This window comes from Rhizobium leguminosarum (genome assembly GCF_010668065.1).
GTDB lineage: Bacteria > Pseudomonadota > Alphaproteobacteria > Rhizobiales > Rhizobiaceae > Rhizobium > Rhizobium leguminosarum_S.
Genome location: NZ_WUEN01000001.1, coordinates 332,612 through 353,019, shown reverse-complemented (window position 1 = coordinate 353,019; position 20,408 = coordinate 332,612). Strand labels below are relative to the sequence as shown.

Here is a 20,408-nt window from a genome sequence, read left to right as displayed (position 1 = left end):
ACAATCTGAGTTTAGTTTTGCAGGAACCTGTGGGGAAAGGGAGGGCCTGCCCTCCCGAACCCGTTTGCAGCGCCGAACCTGGAGCAGACCATGCCTTCGCCTTTCCTTGCCCTGTCGGCGATAGATTATGCCATCGGGCCGAAATCCATCCTGTCCGGCATCGACCTGACGTTTGAGCGCGGCCGCATTTACGGACTGGTGGGGCCGAACGGCTCCGGCAAGAGTACGCTTTTGAAGATCATCGCCCGCCAGGTCGGGCCGAAATCCGGCGCCATCTCCTTCGACGGCAGGCCGGCGGGTGACTGGGGCAGCCGGGCCTTTGCCCGGCACGTCGCCTACATGCCGCAATTCACGCCGGCGACCGACGGGATGACCGTGCGGGAACTTGTGGCACTCGGCCGTTTTCCCTGGCACGGCACGCTTGGCCGCTTCACCGCGACGGACCGCAACATGGTCGAGGAGGCGATCGTCCGCACCGAGCTCGAGGATTTTGCCGATCGTCTCGTCGCCAGCATGTCCGGCGGCGAACGCCAGCGCGCCTGGATCGCCATGATGCTCGCCCAGGACGCCCGCTGCCTGCTGCTCGACGAGCCGACGTCGGCGCTCGACCTCGCCCATCAGGCCAGCGTTCTCTCGCTGGTCAAGGAACTCAGCCATGAACGCGGGCTGACCGTCATCATCGTGCTGCACGATATCAACCTCGCCGCGCGCTATTGCGACGCGATCATCGCGCTCAACCGCGGCCGGATCACCGCCGAGGGCACGCCCTCAGAGATCATGCAGGCCGATACGCTTCAGTCGATCTTCGGCGTCGGAATGGGCGTCTTCCCGCATCCGGTTCGAAACGAGCCGGTCAGCTATCTGTTGTAGGCCATGGCTTTTTTCTCCCGCAGGCAGTTTCTGGCCGGTGCGGCGGCCTCGCTCTCCGCCCCCGCGCTTTTGCGGGCGGCGCAGGGTTTGCGCGTCGCGACGCTCGATTGGGCGCTGCTTGAAACCCTGCTGGCAATCGGCGCGAATGTCGTTGCGGCAACGGAACTGCGGCAATTCCGCGAGGTGGCGGTCACGCCTGACGTGCCGGCCACGACCGCCGATCTCGGCCTGCGCGGCACGCCGAATTTCGAGGTGCTGCGGTTTGCACGCCCGGACCTGATCTTCAACTCGAACTTCTATGCCTGGGCAGACGAACGCATGCGCGGGGTCGCGCCTGTGGAAAGCCATGCGATCTACAAACCCGGCGAAAGCCCCTTCGCGCTGGCCGAACATGCCACACTTGCGATCGGCGAGCGTCTGCAGCTTGCCACAGCGAGACAGTTGACCGAAGAGCTTGCAGCCAGGCTCGACCGCTACCGGGCGGTCCTTGCCGCCGGCGACGGGCGGCCGGTGATTCCGATCAATCTTGGCGATGCCAGGCATTTCCGCGTCTTCGGCTCTGACAGTATGTTCGGCGAGGTGCTGAAACGCGTCGGCCTCACCAATGCCTGGCAGGCTCAGACCAGCTACTCGGCCGCCGCTCCCGTCGGCATCGAGATATTGGCATCGATGCCCGACGCCTGGATCGTGATGATCCCGCCACACCCGGCCGATGCGCTCGCCACGCTCGCGGCCAGCAGCTTCTGGAATGCGTTGCCGGCCGTGCGCGAAAAACGCGTGCTGATACTCGGCTCGATCAATCCCTATGGCGCACTGCCGGCGGCCGGCCGCTTTGCCGATCTTCTGGCGGAGGGGCTTGCGCATGCATGGAATGGTTAGCCGCGCCAAGCCCGCAGGCAACGCGGGCACGCCCGTCTTCGCGATATTACTGCCCGTACTCTGCATCACGGCCTTCGCAGTCCTCATCGTAACGCGTCCTGAGGTTCCGCACGGCGATCCCGATGCAGCCATGCTGAACAGCGTGCTGCTCTGGAACAGCATCATGCCCCGCGCCATGCTGGCATTGATCACCGGCGCGGCACTCGGCCTTTCCGGCACATTGCTGCAGCGTGTCCTGCGCAATCCGATCGCCGATGCTTCCACGCTCGGCATTGCCTCCGGGGCGGAACTGGCAATGACGGCGGCCATAGGCTTCTCGCCCCTGCTCATCGGATTTTCGCGCGAGATGGCCGCCTTCGGCGGCGGACTCGCGGCTGTCGCCATCGTGCTGGCTTTGAGCTGGCGGCGCGGGCTCGATCCGGTGACCGTGGTACTCTCCGGCCTGATCGTCAGCCTGATCGCCTCGGCCGTCAGCGTCACGCTGATCCTTTCGCGCGGCGAATATGCCATGTCGATCTACATCTGGGGCGCCGGTTCGCTCAGTCAGCAGGATTGGAACGGCGCGCTCTCGCTCGGCCCCCGGCTTATCCTCGGCTTTGCCGCCGCTCTTCTCCTGGTGCGGCCGCTCCGTATCCTTGCCCTCGACGACAGCGGCGCCAGGAGCCTCGGCCTTGCCCTGCATTCGACCCGCCTGGCGATCGTCGCGCTCGCCGTCTGGCTTGCCGCCTCGGTGATATCAGAGGTCGGCGTGATCGGCTTCGTCGGGCTCGCCGCCCCCGCGATCGCAAGGCTTGCCGGCGCGCGCAGCACCGGCAAACTGATGCTGACAGCGCCGCTGATGGGCGCCGGCCTGCTGTTCCTGACCGATTGCCTCACCCAGATCCTCGGCCCCGGCTTCACCGATCTTGCGCCGACGGGAGCCGCGACCGCCCTGCTCGGCGGTCCCTTATTGCTCTGCCTGCTGCCCAGTGTGTATTCCGTTTCCGCCGTTGCCGCCCAATCGACCGCAGCGCTGAACAGGCTCGCTAAGCCGCTTCTGGCCCTTGGCGCGCTCTTTACTGCTCTCGCCCTGATCTTTGCCGTCGTCGTCACCCTCGGCCCTGCCGAGGACGGCTGGCATGTCGCGACCGGCTCGCTCTTGGCCGATCTCCTGCCCTTCCGACTGCCGCGAACGATCGTGGCGGCCGGGGCCGGCGCCATGCTGGCGGCAGCCGGCTTCATCATGCAGCGCGTCACCGGCAATCCGATCGCCAGCCCCGAGGTCCTGGGCGTCAGCAGCGGTGCCGGTGCGGGTCTGACCGTGGCGCTCTTCCTCTTCGGCTTCCCCTCGCCCATCATCATGCTGCTTGCCATGGCGCTCGGCGCGCTGGCCGCCTTCCTTGCGATGATCGCCATATCAGCCCGCGCGCAATTCTCGCCGGAACGCATGCTGCTAGCCGGTGTCGGCATCGGCGCTTTCGCCATGGCGATCGTGACCATGGTGCTCGCCCAGGGCGATATGCGCGGCTACATCCTGCTGACATGGCTTTCCGGCTCGACCAACCGCGCCGGCGCCTTCGAAGCCTGGACGGCCATCATCTCGCTCGTCGTGCTGACAGCGCCCTTGCCCTTCCTCAGCCGCTGGCTGACGATCCTGCCGCTTGGCGCCGGCCCCAGCCGCGCCGCCGGCCTTCATGTCGGGGCAAGCCGACTGGCGCTTGCCATCCTCGCCGCGCTGATGACGGCGATCGCCTCCTTCCTCGTCGGGCCGCTCAGCCTCACCGGCCTGATTGCGCCGCATCTTGCCCGCCTTGCCGGCTTCCGCGCCCCCGGCCACCAGCTGACAGCGAGCCTTCTCTTCGGCGCCGGCGTGCTGATGGTGGCGGACTGGCTGTCGCGCGTCGTCATCTACCCCTACCAGGTGCCGGTCGGCCTCTTCGCGGCCCTGATCGGCGGCCCCTATCTCATCTGGCTGCTTTCGCGAAAGGAGGTTCAGCAATGATGGCTGAACGATTTGCAGTATCCGGCGTCGCAGTCACCGCCGACCCCGGCAGAATGCTCGACGAGATCTGCACGCATTTCGTCGAGCACGGCACCGTCACCCGAAACGGTGACGCCGTCACAGTCGAGACGATAATCGGCAAGGCCGATATAAGTCGAGACGGCCGGGCACTCGCGATCGAGCTCTCCTGCCGGAGCGCGCGAGCGCTGCAGAATGCGAGGGCCATCCTTGCCGAACACCTGTTCGACTTTGCCGGCGAGGCGACGCTGGAGCTCACCTGGTCCGATGCTCCAAAGGCGGACCGCCTGCCCGATCTGCGCGAAATCCGCGTCATCGGCGCTACAAATATCACCCCGCATATGCGCCGGGTCACCGTCGCCTGCGACGATGCCAGGCATTTTGCCGATGGCGGCCTGCATTTCCGCCTGCTTATTCCGCCGAAGGGACGCCCGCCCGTCTGGCCGCAGTTGCGCACCGACGGCCGCATCCACTGGGCGAGCGGCGAAGACGCGCTAACCGTGCGCATCTACACGATCCGCAGCATCGATCTGGAGCGGCGCGAGATGGAGATCGATTTCGTTCTGCATGAGGGCGAGAACATGCCCGGCGCCGAATGGGCGATCAACGCCAAGCCGGGCGACATAGCCGGAGCCCTCGGACCGGGCGGCGGCGGCGTTCCCGACGCAACGTCGATAATCCTTGCCGGTGATGAGACGGCGCTGCCCGCCATCTCCCGCATCGCCGCCGAGATCCCCGCCGGAAGGCGGCTCAAGATCTTCCTTGAAATCGACAGCGTCGCGGAAGAACAGCCCTTGCCCTCGGCGGGCATTGTCGATGTCACCTGGATTCATCGAAACGGCAAACCTGCCGGCACGCTTGATATGATCGAGAAATCAATCAAGAACGCGCTCACCGATGCGGATGCCGATACTTTCGTCTGGGCGGGCTGCGAAAGGGCGGAAGCCAAGCGCATTCGCGACTTCCTGAAAACCGAGCGCGGCCACGATCGCCAGAGGATGAGCATCGGCGCCTATTGGGAGCGCTGAGTGCCGCTTACGCCTTCTCGCGGAACATCTCGATGATGGCGGAAAAGTCCCTTCCGCCATGTCCCAGCTTGTCGAAGAGTGCATAAAGCTGCGCTGCTTCCGCGCCGAGCGGCGTGGAGGCGCCACTCGCCAGCGCCGCTTCCTGGGAGAGCCTGAGATCCTTCAGCATCAGAGCCGCGGCAAAGCCTGGCCTGTAGTCGTTGTTCGCCGGCGAGGTCGGCACCGGTCCGGGCACCGGGCAATAGGTGTTGATCGACCAGCACTGGCCTGACGAGGTCGAGGCGACGTCGAACAGCGCCTGATGCGAGAGGCCAAGCTTTTCGGCGAGCACGAAAGCCTCGCAGACGCCCACCATCGAAATGCCTAATATCATGTTGTTGCAGATCTTCGCCGCCTGGCCGGCGCCGGCCTCACCGCAATGGACGATCTTCTTACCCATGGCCGCGAGGATTGGTTTTGCCCTAGCGAAGGCGTCTTCCGAGCCGCCGGCCATGAAGGTCAGCGTGCCCGCGGTCGCCCCGCCGGTGCCGCCGGAAACCGGGGCGTCGAGCGACAGGCAGCTTGCGGCCTTGGCCATCTCATGCGCCCTGCGGCTGCTTTCGACATCGATGGTCGAACAATCGATGACCAGGGTGCCTTGCGCGGCGGACTGCAGGATATCGGTCCAGGCCGTCAGCACGTGTCTGCCCTGCGGCAGCATGGTGATGATGGTCTCCGCATCCTTGACCGCCTGGCTGGCATGGCTTGCCGGCTTGACGCCGCTCTCCTCGGCCGCCTTCAGCACCGAAGCCGCGAGATCGAAGCCGAGGACCTCGTGACCTGACTTGACCAGATTGGCCGCCATCGGCCCACCCATGTTGCCGAGGCCGATGAATGCGATCCTTGCCATGGTCTTCTCCTATCGATTGTCTTCGAGGATCATCGCTGCCGCCTTTTCGGCGATCATGATGGTCGGCGAATTGGTGTTGCCCGAGGTGATCGACGGCATCACCGAGGCGTCGGCAATCCTGAGCTTGCCGAGCGCCCGCAGTCTCAGCCTGGGATCAACGACGCTGTCCCTGTCGGCGCCCATGCGGCAGGTGCCGACGGGATGGAAGATCGTCGTGCCGATCTCGCCCGCCGCCCGCTCCAGATCGGCCTCCGTCTGATAGGCAGGCCCCGGCTTGAATTCCTCCGGCCTGAAACGGGCAAACGAAGGCTGCGCGACGATCTTGCGCGTCAACCGTATTGAACGAACAGCTATGTCACGATCGCGCTGCGTCGAGAGGTATTTCGGGCTGATCGTCGGCTGGGCGGCAAAATCCGGGCTGGACAGGTGGACCGAACCGCGGCTTTCCGGCCTCAGATTGCAGACGCTCGCGGTGATTGCCGGGAAAGGATGGACGGGATCGCCGAACTTCTCCAGCGAGACCGGCTGCACATGATATTGTAGGTCGGGCGTTTCCCGGTCCGGGCCCGATCGGGTGAAGATGCCGAGCTGGCTCGGCGCCATCGCCATCGGCCCGGAGCGGCGGACGAGATATTCGAGCCCGATTGCCGCCTTGCCGATCAGCTTCGTCGCCTTCTCGTTCAGCGTCGGAACCCCCGTCACCTTGTAGACCAGACGCAGCTGCAGATGGTCCTGCAGGTTCTCGCCGACACCCTTCACCTCGGTGACGACATCGACGCCGGCCCGCTGGAGAACCTCACCCCTGCCGATGCCTGACAGTTCCAGGATATGCGGCGAACCGATCGATCCGGCTGACAGGACGGTTTCTTTCGCCGCGTAGGCGCGTTTTGCTACGCCCCGATGCTGGAATTCGACACCGGCAACGGCACCCTTCTCCACCAGCAGCCGCCGAACCTGCGCCTTGGTCAGGACGGTCAGGTTGGAGCGCCTCATCGCCGGCCGCAGGAAGGCCTTCGAGGTATTCCAGCGAATGCCGGAACGCTGGTTGACGTCGAAATAGCCGGAGCCCTCGTTGCTGCCGCGGTTGAAATCCGCAGTCTCCGGGATGCCCGCTTCCCTGGCAGCCTGCTGGAAGGCATCGAGCACGGCCCAGCGCACGCGCGCTTTCTCGATGCGCCATTCGCCGCCGGCACCATGCATCTCGTCTTCGCCGCGATAAAAATCCTCCGACTTGCGGAAGAAGGGCAGAATATCGTCCCAGCCCCAGCCGCTGCAGCCCATCTGCCGCCAGAGGTCGTAATCGCGCGCCTGGCCGCGCATGTAGATCATGCCGTTGATCGACGAACAGCCGCCGAGCACCTTGCCGCGCGGATAGCTCAGCGCCCGGCCGTTCAATCCCGCTTCCGGCGCCGTGGTGAAGCACCAGTCGGTACGCGGATTGTTGATGCAATAAAGATAACCGACCGGAATATGGATCCAGTGGTAGTTGTCGCTGCCGCCGGCTTCGAGCAGCAGCACCCGGCTCCTGCCGTCGGCAGACAGCCGGTTGGCGAGCACGCAGCCGGCGCTGCCTGCCCCGACGATGATGTAGTCGTAACGATCCATGCCCCGCATGAGACTCCAGATGCTTGCCGCTTCCCTCTCCCCGCGGCACGGGGAGAGGAAGAGTCGCAGCGCCGCCGCCCGTCTCTTTTCCGAAAGAGTAATTCTTTCCGGAAAGAGAGAGGTCCGCCCGTTCAGCGGCGATAGACGAAGCCCAGTTTCCGCCCCAGCCGCGAGGCGTAGAATTCGCCGATGATGCCGCGGCGGAAGATCAGCACGCAGACCATGAAGACGATGCCGGTGATGATCGTCACCGGGAATTCCGAGGTGGCGAGGTAGTTTTCCAGCACCACCACCAGCCCGGCGCCGAAGAGCGGGCCGATCAGCGTACCGATGCCGCCGAGCAGCGTCATCAGGATCACCTCGCCCGACATCTGCCAGGCGACATCGGTCAGCGTCGCGAACTGGAAGACGATCGATTTCACCGCGCCCGCGAGCCCCGCAAGCGCTGCCGACATGACGAAAGCGCCGAGCTTGTAGCGCGCTACGGAATAACCGAGCGAGATTGCCCGCTGCTCATTTTCGCGGATCGATTTCAGAATCATGCCGAAGGGCGAATTGATAAAGCGCCAGATGATCAAGATGCCGACGAGGAAGACAGCCAGCACGAAATAATACATGTTGGTCGAACTGTTCAGGTCAATGAAACCGAAGAGATGGCCGCGCGGCACCGACTGGATACCGTCCTCGCCTTCGGTGAACTCCGCCTGCAGGCAGAAGAAGAAGAACATCTGCGACAGCGCCAGCGTGATCATCGCGAAATAGATGCCCTGGCGGCGGATGGCGAAGAAACCCATGACGAGACCGAGAAACGCCGCACCCGCCACGCCGATGAGGATGCCGAGTTCCGGCGGCAGGCCCCATTCCTTCACCGTATAGGCGGTGAAATAGGCGGCACCGCCGAAGAAGGTGGCGTGGCCGAAGGACAGCAGGCCGGTATAACCGAGCAGCAGATTGAAGGCGCAGGCAAAGAGCGCGAAGCAGAGCAGCTTCATCAGGAAGATCGGATAGAAAAAGAACGGCGCCAGCAGCAGAAGCAGCAGCCCGGCGACCAGGAAACCCGCCTGCACCGAAAGGGCGGTTCGGCTTTTTTCCGATTGGATGGTTTCGGTGATGTCGGCCATGTCAAGCATCCCGTCCGAAGAGGCCCGCCGGCCTGATGAGAAGCACGATCGCCATGATGACGAAGATCACGATGTTGGACGCCTCGGGATAGAAGACCTTGGTCAGGCCCTCGGCAATGCCGAGCACATAACCGGTGATGATCGCGCCCATGATCGATCCCATGCCCCCGACGACGACGACGGCGAAGACGACGATGATCATGTTCGAGCCCATCAGCGGCGAGACCTGGTAGATCGGCGCCGCCAGCACGCCGGCAAAAGCGGCAAGACCGGCGCCGAGCGCGTAGGTGAGCGTCAAGAGCACCGGCACGTTGACGCCGAAGACCTGCACCAGCACGGCGTTTTCGGTGGCGGCACGCAGGTAAGCCCCGAGTTTGGTCTTCTCGATCAGCAGCCATGTGCCGAGGCAGACGACGAGCGAGACGACGACCACCCAGCCGCGATAGATCGGCAGGAACATGAAGCCGAGGTTGGCCCCGCCGGCAAGGGCCGCCGGCGTTGCATAGGGCTGGCCGGAAGAGCCGTAGAGATAGCGGAAGGTGCCCTCGACCGCGAGCGCCAGCCCGAAGGTGAAGAGCAGGCCGTAGAGCGGATCGAGATCGTAGAGCCGGCGTAGGAACAGCCGCTCGATGATTGCACCCGCAAGGCCGACGATAACGGGCGCCAGGATCAAGGACGGCCAGTAGCCGATGCCGGCATAGGTCAGCAGCAGGTAGGCGACGAAGGCGCCGAGCATATATTGCGCGCCATGGGCGAAGTTAATCACCCTGAGCAGGCCGAAGATGATGGCGAGGCCGAGGCTGAGCAGCGCGTAGAACGAGCCGTTGATCAGGCCGATCAGTAGCTGGCCGAACAGCGCCTGCAGTGGAATGCCGAAGATCATCGTCATCTGGTCACACTCCCAGAACCTTGTGCAGCGTATCCATGCGCTGCGGCAGTTCACCGACCGGGAATTCCGACACCATCTGCCCATGATCCATCAGATAGAAGCGATCGGCAATACGGCTGGCGAAACGGAAATTCTGCTCGACGAGCAGGATCGTCATGCCACGTTCCTTCAGCGTCTTCAGCACCTCGCCAATGCGCTGGACGATAACGGGGGCAAGCCCTTCCGTCGGTTCGTCGAGAATGAGCAGCCTGACGCCGGTGCGGAGGATTCGGGCGATCGCCAGCATCTGCTGCTCGCCGCCTGACAGTTTGGTGCCCGGGCTGGCGCGGCGCTCGTAGAGATTGGGGAAGAGCTCGTAGATCTCGTCGAGCGTCATGCCGCCCCCTGCCACGACAGGCGGCAGCAGCAGGTTTTCGGAAACGGTGAGCGTCGAGAAGATGCCGCGCTCCTCCGGCACGAAGCCGATGCCCCGATGCGCCGTCTTGTGCAGCGGCACCTGCATCATATCGCTGCCGTCAAAGCTGATCTTGCCCTTACGGGCCCGCACGATGCCGGTGATGGTGCGCAGCGTCGTCGTCTTGCCGACGCCGTTGCGGCCGAGAATGGTGATCGTCTCGCCTTCGGCCACGCGCATGTCGACGCCGTGCAGGACGTGGCTTTCGCCGTACCAGGCATTGAGCCCCTGGACTTCGAGGAGAGTGGCCATCAATGCTCCTCCGTGCCCATATAGGCCACACGCACGCGCTCGTCCTGGCTGACGGTCGCATAATCGCCCGCGGCGAGGATCTCGCCGCGCTGCAGCACGGTGACATGCTGGCAGATATTGGCGACGACGGAGAGATTGTGCTCGACCATCAATACGGCGCGGTCGCGGGCGACCTCGCGGATGATCGAGGAGACGACGCCGACATCCTCCTGCCCCATGCCGGCCATCGGCTCGTCGAGCAGCAGCACTTTCGGATCCAATGCCAGCGTGGTGGCGATCTCCAGCACGCGCTTGCGGCCATAGGAAAGATCTGCGGCGATGTGATCGCGCTCCTTGGACAGCCCGACGCTGGCGAGCAGTTGCTCGGCCCGCTCGTTCAGCCGGTCGAGTGCGGAAAGCGGCCGCCAGAACTGTGTGGAAAGATTGTTCGGCCGCTGCAGCGCCACGCGGACATTGTCGAGAACGGTCAGATGCGGGAAGACCGCCGAGATCTGGAAAGAGCGGACCAGCCCCATGCGCGCCACCTTGTCGGGCGGCGTCCTGGTAATATCGGTGCCCATCAGCGTGATGGTGCCTGAGGTCGGCTGCAGGAACTTGGTCAGCAGGTTGAAGACCGTCGTCTTGCCGGCGCCGTTCGGGCCGATCAGTGCATGCACGCTTGCATCATGCACGTCGAGATCGACGTTCTTGACGGCCGTGAAGCCGCCAAAATCGCGGCGCAGGCCACGGGCGGACAATACCACCCGCGGCTTTTCCTGAGTTTCAATTGCGGAAACCGCCATCGTGCTTACTTCACCAGATCGCAGCCGCTCTTGGCGGGATCGATATAGGCTTCCTTGCCGGGAATGGTGGCGAGCACGTTGAAGTAATCCCACGGCTCCTTGCTTTCGGAAGGCTTCTTGACCTGTAGCAGGTACATGTCGTGGATCATGCGGCCATTGGCGCCAACCGTGCCGCCGCGGCCGAAGACGTCGTCGACTGGCATTTCATGCAGCTGCTTGGCGACGGCTTCCGTTTCGTCGGTACCGGCCTTCTGCACCGCCTTCAGATATTGCGTCACCGCCGAATAGGTGCCGGTATGGATCATGTTCGGCATCTTGCCGGTGCGGGCGAAGAACTTCTTGGCGAAGGCGCGGCTTTCGTCGTCGCGGTTCCAGTAAAAACCTTCCGTCAGCGTCAGGCCCTGGGCCGCCTCAAGGCCGAGACCATGGACTTCGGCGAGCGTGAAGAGCAGTGCCGCCAAATGCTGGCCGCCCTGGGTGATGCCGAATTCGGCCGCCTGCTTGATGGCGTTCGCGGTATCGAGGCCGGCATTGGCAAGACCGATCACCTTGGCGCCGGATGATTGCGCCTGCAGCAGGAAGGACGAGAAGTCCTGGGTCGAGAGCGGATGGCGGACGGCGCCGACGACCTTGCCGCCGCTCGCCTTGACGTAATCGCTGGTTTGCTGCTCCAGCGAGTAGCCGAAGGCATAATCGGCCGTCAGGAAGAACCAGCTGTCGCCGCCCTGCTTGACGAGTGCGCCGCCGGTGCCGACGGCGAGTGCATGGGTGTCGTAGGCCCAATGGAAACCGTAAGGCGAGCAGGCCTTGCCGGTGAGATCGGTCGTCGCAGCACCCGTGACGATGTCGATCTTCTTCTTCTCCTTGCCGATCGCCTGCACGGCGAGCGCCACAGACGACGTTGTCAGTTCCATGATCGCATCCACCTGCTCGGTGTCGTACCACTGGCGGGCGATGTTGGAGGCAATATCAGGCTTGTTCTGGTGGTCGGCATCGACGATCTCGACCGGAACGTCGAGCACCTTGCCGCCGAAATCTTCGACCGCCATCTTGGCGGCTTCGACGGAGGACTTGCCACCGAAATCGGCATAGACACCCGACTGGTCGTTCAGGATGCCGATCTTGACCTTGCCGTCGGTCGCGCTCTGCGCGAGCACCGCAGTGCTGCTCGCAAGCAGAAATGCAACTGATGCAATGAGATTCTTACGCATATTCTCTCCTCCCAGAGATTGGCCAGATTGCGGATCTGTTCAAATTTGGCCAGCCGTATTCCTCAGAACGACCGACCCTCACCTTACGATCACGGAAATTCCGCCCTGAGGCAACGGGTGATTTACAACTAATTCCAAACAGTATCTGTTCATTTTTGAACAGAGAGGATCGCGATGAACAATCCACCGCAGTTTACTTGGGACGATCTGCAGTTTTTTCTAGCCGTCGCCCGCACCGGACAGCTGTCGACCGCGGCCCGTCAGCTGCGTTCCAGCCATGCCACCGTCTCGCGCCGCATCGACCGGCTGGAGTTCACCCTCAAGGTCAAGCTGTTCGAGCGCAATCCGCGCGGCTATGTGCTGACCGCCATGGGCACGCGCTTCGTCGAGACGGCCGAGAAGATGGAGCAGGAGACCGAGCGGCTGCGCGCCGATCTTGCCGCCGGCTCGATGGCGCAGCGCGGCCTGGTGCGGCTGAGCGCACCGGAGGGTTTTGCCAATTTCTTCTTCGCAACCGTGCTACCGCAGTTTGCCGCCCAGCATCCGCATCTCTCGCTCGAACTGGTGACGATCCAGCAGATCATGTCGCTGTCGCGAAAGGAGGCCGATCTTTCCGTCGTTCTCGACGAGCCGAAGGGCGGGGCTTATTTCGCCGAGAAGCTGACGGACTACCACCTGCAGGTCTATGGCTCGCGCGACTATCTGGCGAAGGCAGCGCCGATCACCTGCCGCGAAGACCTGCTCGGCCATCCTTTCGTCAGCTATATCGAGGAGATGATTTTCGCGCCGGGCCTGGATTATCTCGGCGATGTGCACCCGCGCATCAAGCCGCAATTCCAGAGCTCCAGCATCTTCGCGCAGCTGACTGCCACCAGAAACGGCCTCGGCCTCTGCATCCTGCCCTATTTCTTCGCCAGCCGTTATCCCGAACTCGTGCGCGTGCTGCCGGAGGAAATCGACCTCAAGCGCCATTACTGGATCACCTGCCACCGAGACCTGAAACAGGCGCCGCGCGTGCGCGCCGTCATCGATTTCCTGCGCGAGGCGGTGCGCGGCGAGGATACGCGCTTCGTACCGCCCTATGTCACCGCCGCCGGTCCGGCGCGCCGGGCAAAGGTGGAAACCTGACTATTTCAGGAATTCGGCCCGGTGCGGAGTGAATGCATCAATCAGCCGGCCCTTTTCCAGCGCCTTGACGCCGTGGACCAGATTGGGGGGCACGATGAAGCTGCCGCCCTGTTTCAGCACCTCGGTCCGGCCATCGATCGTCACTTCGAAACTGCCTTCGGCTACATAGCTCGCCTGAATGTGCGGATGCGAATGGGCCGCACCCACGGCGCCACTTTCGAAGGCCACTTCCACCATCATCATCTCGGGCAGATAGGTCATGATGCGCCTGACGACGCCGGGCTCGGGATTGACCCATTCGGCGCCTTCGGCCGATACGAACAGATCGCTTGACGACATTTCCGCCTCCTCGTTCCAGAATCGATCGCGGGCAAAGTGGATCATACCGACGCTTTTGAAAAGATGGCGCGGCCTGTCTTTTCGATGCGACCGCTCTCTGTTGACGCGGTCGGCTGGCGGGTCTATGCGACCTTGAGCGAGGCAAGCCTGAAGAAACGGTGAGGAGACGCCGCCATGCAGCATACGCGCGAAGTTTTCGACTGGGCCGATCCGTTCCGCCTGGTGGAGCAGCTGACCAGCGAAGAGCGCATGGTGCAGGACACCGCCCACGCCTATGCGCAGGAAAAGCTTGCGCCCCGCGTTCTCGACGCCTTCCGCAATGAAAAGACCGATCCTGAGATCTTCCGCGAAATGGGCGAACTCGGCCTGCTCGGCCCGACGATCTCGCCGGATTATGGCGGCGCCGGCCTCGGTTACGTCGCCTACGGCCTGATCGCCCGCGAGGTCGAAAAGGTCGACAGCGGTTACCGCTCGATGATGAGCGTCCAGTCCTCACTCGTGATGGTGCCGATCGAAACCTTCGGCTCCGAAGCGCAGAAGCTGAAATACCTGCCGAAACTCGCCACCGGCGAATGGATCGGCTGCTTCGGCCTGACCGAACCGGATCACGGCTCCGACCCCGGCTCGATGGCAACACGCGCCAAAAAGGTTGACGGCGGCTACAGCCTCACCGGCTCGAAGACCTGGATCTCCAACGCGCCGATCGCCGATGTCTTCGTCGTTTGGGCAAAGACCGAGGACGGCCTGATCCGCGGCTTCATCCTCGAAAAGGGCTGGAAAGGACTTTCGGCGCCTGCGATCCACGGCAAGGTGGGCCTGCGTGCCTCGATCACCGGCGAGGTGGTGATGGATAGGGTCTTCGTGCCTGAGGAAAACCTTCTGCCTGATGTGACCGGCCTCAAGGGACCCTTCACCTGCCTTAACTCGGCCCGCTTCGGCATCGCCTGGGGCGCGCTCGGTGCGGCCGAGGATTGTTATGCGAGAGCCCGGCAATACACGCTGGAGCGCAAGCAGTTCGGCCGGCCGCTTGCCGCCAACCAGCTGATCCAGAAGAAGCTCGCCGACATGGCGGCGGAAATCTCGCTCGGCCTTCAGGGCTGCCTGCGGCTTGGCCGCATGAAGGAGGAAGGCCATCCGCCGGTGGAGCTGACCTCGATCCTCAAGCGCAACAGCTGCGGCAAGGCGCTGGAGATCGCGCGGGCGGCCCGCGACATGCTCGGCGGCAACGGCATCTCCGACGAATTCGGCATCGCCCGTCATCTCGTCAACCTCGAAGTGGTCAACACCTATGAGGGCACACACGACATCCATGCGCTGATCATCGGCCGGGCGATCACCGGCATTGCCGCCTTTGCGAATTAGCGCATCGGCCCGAAAATCGGAATCGATTTTCGGAAAGCACGATGCGTAGATTCAAAGGTGTTAGAGCGTCCTTTGTGCATCCGAAAGGACGCACGGCGCTCTAGGCTCCAAACCCAATCAAGCCATTGATCAAAATGGATCGCTGTGATTCATTATGATGACAATGGGAGTTTTGATGATGGCAGGAGAGTTCTGGCTTGATGATCAGCAGTGGGCGGTGATTGCGCCCCTACTTCCCACGAACCAACCCGGTGCTCATCGCACTGACGACCGTCGAGTGATTAGTGGAATCATCCATGTCCTGCGATCGGGTTGCCGATGGCAGGATTGTCCCACTTGCTACGGGCCTTCAACAACCATCTACAATCGCTTCCATCGCTGGTCTGCGAAAGGAATATGGCGGCGGCTGTTTGAAGCTCTGGCGCAAACAACCGATCGGGATCTTCATATGATCGACAGCACCACCGCCAAAGCCCACCGATCAGCCGCTGGCGGAAAAGGGGGGCGGATGCCGAGGCAATCGGCCGCTCGCGAGGCGGCAGATCGACAAAAATCCATGCTGTTGTTGATGGTTGCGGCCGTCCAATCGCGCTGCGAATAACGCCCGGGCAGCGCGGCGACGCACCCGTTGCCGTTCCGCTGCTCACGCCCTTGCCTGCGAGCCGCCTATGTGCCGCAGACACCGCTTATGACAGCGACACATTACGCGACTTCCTCACCGCCCGCGGCACGCAGCCGGTCATTCCCAACAATCCTACTCGAAAGCGCATACAGCCCTTCGACCCCATTGCCTACAAGCGCAGGAATATTATTGAACGCACCTTCTGCCGCCTGAAGGATTGGAGGCGCATCGCAACACGATACGACAAGCTCATGATCAACTTCGAGGCAACTTGCTACATCGCTGCTCTCGTCATTTGGTGGGCATGATTGAGTCTGGAGCCTAAAGCGCCGCACGTCCGACAGGACGCGCTAAGGACGCTCTAACACTTTGAATCCGTGCATAATCCTTTCCGAAAATCGGAATCGATTTTTGGGGTTATGCGCAGGTCAGATGACGAGCGGCGAAACGCCGATCAACCATTCGTGCAGCTTCCAGATGATCAGCGCCCAGACGACGATGCCGATGATGATGGCATAGAGGTCGTATTTGGCCGAGACGAACGGCCGGAGCGTGATCTCGCCCGCCCGCTGCCGCCGTTTCAGGGAAATGCGCAGGATGACGCCCCAGGCGAGAAAGGCGGCAAACAGCAGGACCGACGACGTCTCGCCATTGGCAAGCAGGTGCGCCAGCGCCCAGATCTTCACCGACAGCACCATCGGATGTTTGGTCTTGGTCGCGATATGCCCCGCCGGCAGCAGCGAGGCGACGAGACAGATCATCGCGATCAGCATCAGCGTGATTGATATATGCGCCATCCAGACTGGTGGATTGTAGAGCATTCCGGTCACTTGCCTCGCCTGCCCGAAGCCGTAGATCAACAGGATCAGTGTGGCGATGCTGGCAATCGAATAGGCCGCCCGCCAGCCCTTCTCGCCGAGGCTTGCAATCATTGAGCGGCGAAAGTCCGGCAACAGCACCCGCACCAGATGCACCCCGAGGAAAAGTATGATGCCGACGATAAGCAATGTCATTGCGGATCCCTTTCGTGCCGTTTGTGTTGGCTTAGCCGCTGGCGTGAAAAAATGCCAGCGCGACCGCAGCTTCGCCGCAATTCTGTCGGAGGGAAACCGCGAACAAATTGTCGCGGTGCCCATGTCTCGTTCCCTCCTCTCCGCCTGCCTTTCTGTTTCGCTCCTCGTTCCGGCAATTGCAGAGGCGGCCGACCGGCCGAAACAGCTCGTCATCATTTCCTTCGATGGGGCCCACGACAACGCGCTCTGGCTGAAGAGCCGCGAGATGGCGGCGAAAAACGGCGCCCATTTCACCTATTTCCTTTCCTGCACTTTTCTGATGAACGAGGCGGCGAAGAAGGCCTACCAGGCGCCCCATCAGAAACGCGGAAAATCCAATGTCGGCTTCGCCCAGAGCGACGACGAGATCCGCGAGCGCCTCGGCAATATCTGGCACGCCCATCTCGAAGGACATGACATATCGAGCCATGCCTGTGGCCATTTCGACGGCCGCCTCTGGAGCGAGGCCGACTGGTCGGCCGAATACGCCACCTTCCATGCGACGTTGAAAAACGCCTGGAAGAGCGTCGACCTGCGGGAGCCGGCCGGCTGGCAGGATCTGGTCGATCACGGCATCACGGGCTTTCGCGCCCCCTATCTCTCGGCAACCGCGGGCGCTGACATGATCGCCGCCGAAAAGAAGGCGGGCTTCACTTATGATGCGAGCCTCGTCACCAAAGGGCCTGCCATGCCTGTCGAGGAAGATGGCATCATCCGCTTCGGCCTGCCGCTGATCCCCGAAGGCCCGAACGACAAGCCGATCATCGGCATGGACTACAATCTCTTCGTCCGCCATTCGAAGGGTGAGGAGGATACGGCCGACTCCGCGGAATTCGAGGACCGCGCCTATGCCGCCTTCAAGGAGGCTTTCGACAAGCAATATGCCGGCGCCCGCATTCCGCTACAGCTCGGCTTCCATTTCGTCGAAATGAACGGCGGCGCCTACTGGCGCGCCCTCGACCGACTGGTCAGCGACGTCTGCCACCGAACGGATGTGGCCTGCGTCAGCTATTCTGAAGCGATCCCGATGATCGAGGCGCGCGGGAAATTGCAGACGTCCGGTCTTTGACGGCGGCTGCTACCAAGACTGCAAGGTGTCTCTAGATCCGATTGGATGAGACGGCGTGCCGTGTCGCCCCCTCATCCGCCCTACGGGCACCTTCTCCCCGCTGGGGAGAAGAGGGAATCGAGACGTTGCGGAAAGTCTCTTCTCCCTGGCGAGGAGAAGGTGCCGGCAGGCGGATGAGGGTGCCACCCGCGCCGACGTTTCGATCACGAACAAGCCCTATCCATCAACCGTCGGCATGAACAACTCCCCCCTCACGCTCCAGGTAGCGCTGGTCAATCTCCGGCAGCGGTTCGTCGTCGATCGCCGCCTCGAAGGCCTTGAGGCGTTTGTGGATCGAGAGCAGTTCAATGATCGTCGTCCAGGAGTTGACGAGATATTGGAACGAATTGCTGACCTGTCCGAAGGCGGTCGAGATCTGCTGGAAGATACCATAGGTGATCGTGCCCGCCACGATCGTCGGCACCAGCATGAAGACCACGAAGAGCGCGTCGGCCTGGATATAGAAATAACGGGCGACATTGAAATACATGTAGTGGAAATACATGCGGTAATAGTTCCGGCGAACATTGCCGAAGAGCTCTCTGACGGTCAGCGGCTCAGCCCGTTCCGCATGGTCCTCGCCATAGACCAGCTCCTTGCGATATGCCGCTTCGACGCGCTGGTTGCGAAAATTCAGCCCCGGCAGCTTGACGCCGGCGATCGCCAGCAGGAGCGTCCCGAACGCCGACCAGAACAGCGCCAGCCAGAAGAGCGAATTCGCCACCGGCCCGATGAACGGCAGTTCGGTCACGTAATGCGACAGCGCCAGAAGGATTGGGAGGAATACCACGAGCGTCATCACCGAGTTGATGAGGCTGATACCAAGACCTTCGAGCGTGCTCGAAAAGCGCATCGTATCTTCCTGAACACGCTGGGAGGCACCTTCGATGTGACGAAGCTTTTCCCACTTCGACATATAGAAATTGTTCATCGCCGTTCGCCAGCGGAAGATGTAATGGCTGGTGAAGAAGTCAGTCATGATCGATACGAACATGCTGAGGAATGCGATCTGGCAGAAGACCCACATTAGGCTGTAAAAATTGTCGACGGAAATGCCTGGCTGTTTGGACAATGCGTTCTGCAGGAGGTCGCCAAAGGGCCGGCGCCAGTTGTTGATCACAACGCTGATCTGGACGCCGAAGTAGGTCACGAAGATGATCAGTGCCGAACCCCAGATCGACCAAATCTTCCAGGGGTGGTTCCGCGCCTTCAGATGCCATGCGCCGCAGAAGATCACCGCCGACAGAAGGAAATAGCCGTAGAACCAGACATTTTCGGGCAGCAGGAAGAAGGAGAGATCGATCGGCTGCTGCTCTTCAGGAACTGATGCAAAACCGAGAGAAGCACCAAGACCAGCGGCGAAGAAATACCAGCCAAAAATCGCAGCCAGCGTCCAGATTACGAGCGAAGTAAAGAACGCTTTTGGCTGAGGGAAGAAGGAATGAAACACGGGGAGCTTGCTTTCCTGAACTGTGAGTCTCGGGAGTTCGTCGAACACTGATTGTGCCGGAAACTAAGGCAGTTCGAAGGACGCAGCAATGGGTTCAGCCGATTGTTACGGAGTTGTAACCGGTTAAGCAATTTTCTTGATCACCGGCATCACCAGCGCTGCGCAGGCGACAAGTGCCACGGCGGCGATCATCGTGGGCACGGTGAAGCTGCCCGTGCGCTCAGCGATCCAGCCGGCAACAACAGGCCCGACGATCTGGCCGACACCGAAGGCGGCCGTCATCATCGCCAGGATCCGCCGCGGACTGTCAGGCGAAAGCTTGCGGCCGATCTGCAGCCCAAAAGCAGTAATCGCCAGGAACGTCGCCCCGAACAGCGCCCCGCCGATCAGCGGTGCGGCAGAAGGCGGTAGCGCGACCGTCGCAAGCACCCCGGCGGCCTCGACCAGAAGGGCTGCGACGTAGACGCCCCCAAGCCCGAGCGGCTTGACCAGCGGCTTCCAGGCAAACAGCGCCACCGCAGCCGTCAGGCCGGCGATGAACCAGCAGAGGAATTCGACGAAGGGTCCCGTTGCAGAAAGACGTGCGATGGTGACGAGGAAGGTCGCGGTGATGACGTAGCCGAAGCCGAACAGGCCGTAGGACAGCGTCAGCAGCACCATCGGCCGGTTCCAGACCAGCGCCGGCTCCTTGCCCGTCTGCGCCGATTGCGCCGGCGCCGACGGCAATAGCAGGAAGACGACGACGAGGCTTGCCGCGCAGTAGAGCGCCCCGCCAATCCAGTCGGCGCGCCAACCGCCCGGCCCGTCGTGAAAGGCAAGTCCGATCAGCAGCACCATGACCGAAGAAAGCGCAATACCTGCCCCCGGCCCGCCGAAATGTGCCGCCTGCACATGGTCGTTGCCGGCAGCAGCCCCGTGGCTGAGCACGATCGACGAGGTGAAGACCATCGCAAAAGCGCTGGCGATGCCGGCCAGGAAGCGAATGATGGCAAAGACGGCGACAGAATCGGTGGCGGCCATGGCGGCAAGCAGGATCGCGGTTGCCAGCAGCGACAGCAGCGCCACCAGCCGCTCACGTCCGGCCGCCCAGCCATAGGCGGCAAGCACAGCACCGACGAGATAACCGACAAAATTCGCCGATGCGATGAAGCCGGCATCTGCCGCCGAAAGCGGCACACCGCTGATCATACCGGGCAGGATCGGCGTGTAGGAGAAGCGCCCGAAGCCCATGGCAGCAGCCATGGCAACGGCGCCGGCAGCGGCGGTGGAGACGAGGTTCGGTGGGGAGTTTCGGGTGCGGGCGAGCATGCCCGTGTTTATCGCGCTGCAGCACCGGCATCACAATCAAGTAATTCTGATCGATCGATC

The 20,408-nt window shown here is 62.5% G+C and carries 19 protein-coding genes; 8 read left to right on the top strand and 11 right to left on the bottom strand.

The window, feature by feature from the left end; genetic code table 11:
- Positions 1–90 precede the first annotated feature (90 nt).
- The 4 genes from GR198_RS01620 to GR198_RS01605 are packed head-to-tail and all read left to right on the top strand — an operon-like array spanning position 91 to position 4,776.
- The gene (locus tag GR198_RS01620; RefSeq protein ID WP_029874922.1) at positions 91–870 is read left to right on the top strand and encodes an ABC transporter ATP-binding protein; all 780 of its coding nucleotides are present in this window, start codon (positions 91–93) and stop codon (positions 868–870) included.
- Positions 871–873: 3 nt separating this feature from the next.
- Positions 874–1,749: an ABC transporter substrate-binding protein gene (locus GR198_RS01615; protein WP_029874923.1), complete on the top strand. Its 876-nt coding sequence runs from the start codon at positions 874–876 to the stop codon at positions 1,747–1,749.
- Positions 1,742–3,730, top strand: coding sequence for a Fe(3+)-hydroxamate ABC transporter permease FhuB (fhuB, locus tag GR198_RS01610; protein WP_029874924.1), 1,989 nt, complete (start codon positions 1,742–1,744; stop codon positions 3,728–3,730). Before GR198_RS01615 ends, fhuB begins: the two co-directional genes overlap by 8 nt.
- Positions 3,727–4,776, top strand: a complete 1,050-nt coding sequence (locus tag GR198_RS01605; RefSeq protein WP_029874925.1) for a DUF2218 domain-containing protein — start codon at positions 3,727–3,729, stop codon at positions 4,774–4,776. Before fhuB ends, GR198_RS01605 begins: the two co-directional genes overlap by 4 nt.
- Before the next feature lie 7 nt (positions 4,777–4,783).
- Here the strand turns inward: GR198_RS01605 and mmsB are convergent, their stop codons facing one another.
- The 7 genes from mmsB to GR198_RS01570 all read right to left on the bottom strand — a co-directional run bounded on the left by mmsB (position 4,784) and on the right by GR198_RS01570 (position 11,979).
- Entirely contained in the window at positions 4,784–5,665 is an 882-nt protein-coding gene (gene mmsB / locus GR198_RS01600; RefSeq protein ID WP_029874926.1) for a 3-hydroxyisobutyrate dehydrogenase, read from the bottom strand.
- Between the two features lie 9 nt (positions 5,666–5,674).
- On the bottom strand, positions 5,675–7,270 hold the full coding sequence (locus GR198_RS01595; protein WP_029874927.1) for a GMC family oxidoreductase: 1,596 nt from the start codon (positions 7,268–7,270) through the stop codon (positions 5,675–5,677).
- Positions 7,271–7,401: 131 nt separating this feature from the next.
- The gene (locus tag GR198_RS01590) at positions 7,402–8,391 is read right to left on the bottom strand and encodes a branched-chain amino acid ABC transporter permease (protein ID WP_029874928.1); all 990 of its coding nucleotides are present in this window, start codon (positions 8,389–8,391) and stop codon (positions 7,402–7,404) included.
- A 1-nt stretch (position 8,392) separates the two neighbouring features.
- Complete coding sequence (locus GR198_RS01585; RefSeq protein ID WP_003547797.1) at positions 8,393–9,280, bottom strand: branched-chain amino acid ABC transporter permease; 888 nt, start codon at positions 9,278–9,280, stop codon at positions 8,393–8,395.
- A 4-nt stretch (positions 9,281–9,284) separates the two neighbouring features.
- Positions 9,285–9,986, bottom strand: a complete 702-nt coding sequence (locus GR198_RS01580) for an ABC transporter ATP-binding protein (RefSeq protein ID WP_003547796.1) — start codon at positions 9,984–9,986, stop codon at positions 9,285–9,287.
- Positions 9,986–10,768: an ABC transporter ATP-binding protein gene (locus GR198_RS01575; RefSeq protein WP_029874929.1), complete on the bottom strand. Its 783-nt coding sequence runs from the start codon at positions 10,766–10,768 to the stop codon at positions 9,986–9,988. Before GR198_RS01575 ends, GR198_RS01580 begins: the two co-directional genes overlap by 1 nt.
- A 5-nt stretch (positions 10,769–10,773) precedes the next feature.
- Positions 10,774–11,979 carry an ABC transporter substrate-binding protein gene (locus GR198_RS01570; protein ID WP_029874930.1) on the bottom strand — a complete coding sequence of 402 codons (1,206 nt, stop codon included), beginning with the start codon at positions 11,977–11,979 and terminating at the stop codon, positions 10,774–10,776.
- Positions 11,980–12,153: 174 nt separating this feature from the next.
- Here GR198_RS01570 and GR198_RS01565 point away from each other — a divergent pair, with 174 nt between their 5' ends.
- Entirely contained in the window at positions 12,154–13,107 is a 954-nt protein-coding gene (locus GR198_RS01565; protein WP_011655129.1) for a LysR family transcriptional regulator, read from the top strand.
- Here GR198_RS01565 and GR198_RS01560 read toward each other — a convergent pair whose 3' ends face one another.
- Positions 13,108–13,446, bottom strand: a complete 339-nt coding sequence (locus GR198_RS01560) for a cupin domain-containing protein (RefSeq protein ID WP_011655128.1) — start codon at positions 13,444–13,446, stop codon at positions 13,108–13,110.
- Positions 13,447–13,620: 174 nt separating this feature from the next.
- On the opposite strand from GR198_RS01560, the gene GR198_RS01555 reads away from it, so the two are divergent.
- Both GR198_RS01555 and GR198_RS01550 read left to right on the top strand, forming a co-directional pair.
- A complete protein-coding gene (locus GR198_RS01555; RefSeq protein WP_029874931.1) occupies positions 13,621–14,808 on the top strand; it encodes an acyl-CoA dehydrogenase in 1,188 nt (395 codons plus the stop codon).
- A gap of 178 nt (positions 14,809–14,986) precedes the next feature.
- Positions 14,987–15,738, top strand: a protein-coding gene (locus GR198_RS01550; protein ID WP_094231186.1) for an IS5 family transposase whose coding sequence is annotated in 2 segments (ribosomal slippage) — positions 14,987–15,314 and positions 15,314–15,738 — 753 coding nt in all. Because the reading frame shifts where the segments join, the coding sequence is not laid out codon by codon here.
- A gap of 120 nt (positions 15,739–15,858) precedes the next feature.
- On the opposite strand, the gene GR198_RS01545 is transcribed toward GR198_RS01550, so the two are convergent.
- Positions 15,859–16,443: an NnrU family protein gene (locus tag GR198_RS01545; protein ID WP_003541910.1), complete on the bottom strand. Its 585-nt coding sequence runs from the start codon at positions 16,441–16,443 to the stop codon at positions 15,859–15,861.
- Positions 16,444–16,564: 121 nt separating this feature from the next.
- On the opposite strand from GR198_RS01545, the gene GR198_RS01540 reads away from it, so the two are divergent.
- A complete protein-coding gene (locus GR198_RS01540; RefSeq protein WP_164051082.1) occupies positions 16,565–17,551 on the top strand; it encodes a polysaccharide deacetylase in 987 nt (328 codons plus the stop codon).
- Between the two features lie 223 nt (positions 17,552–17,774).
- Here GR198_RS01540 and sbmA read toward each other — a convergent pair whose 3' ends face one another.
- Positions 17,775–19,040, bottom strand: coding sequence for a peptide antibiotic transporter SbmA (sbmA, locus tag GR198_RS01535; protein ID WP_025395529.1), 1,266 nt, complete (start codon positions 19,038–19,040; stop codon positions 17,775–17,777).
- Positions 19,041–19,163: 123 nt separating this feature from the next.
- On the bottom strand, positions 19,164–20,348 hold the full coding sequence (locus tag GR198_RS01530) for a YbfB/YjiJ family MFS transporter (protein WP_164051081.1): 1,185 nt from the start codon (positions 20,346–20,348) through the stop codon (positions 19,164–19,166).
- Positions 20,349–20,408: the final 60 nt, after the last annotated feature.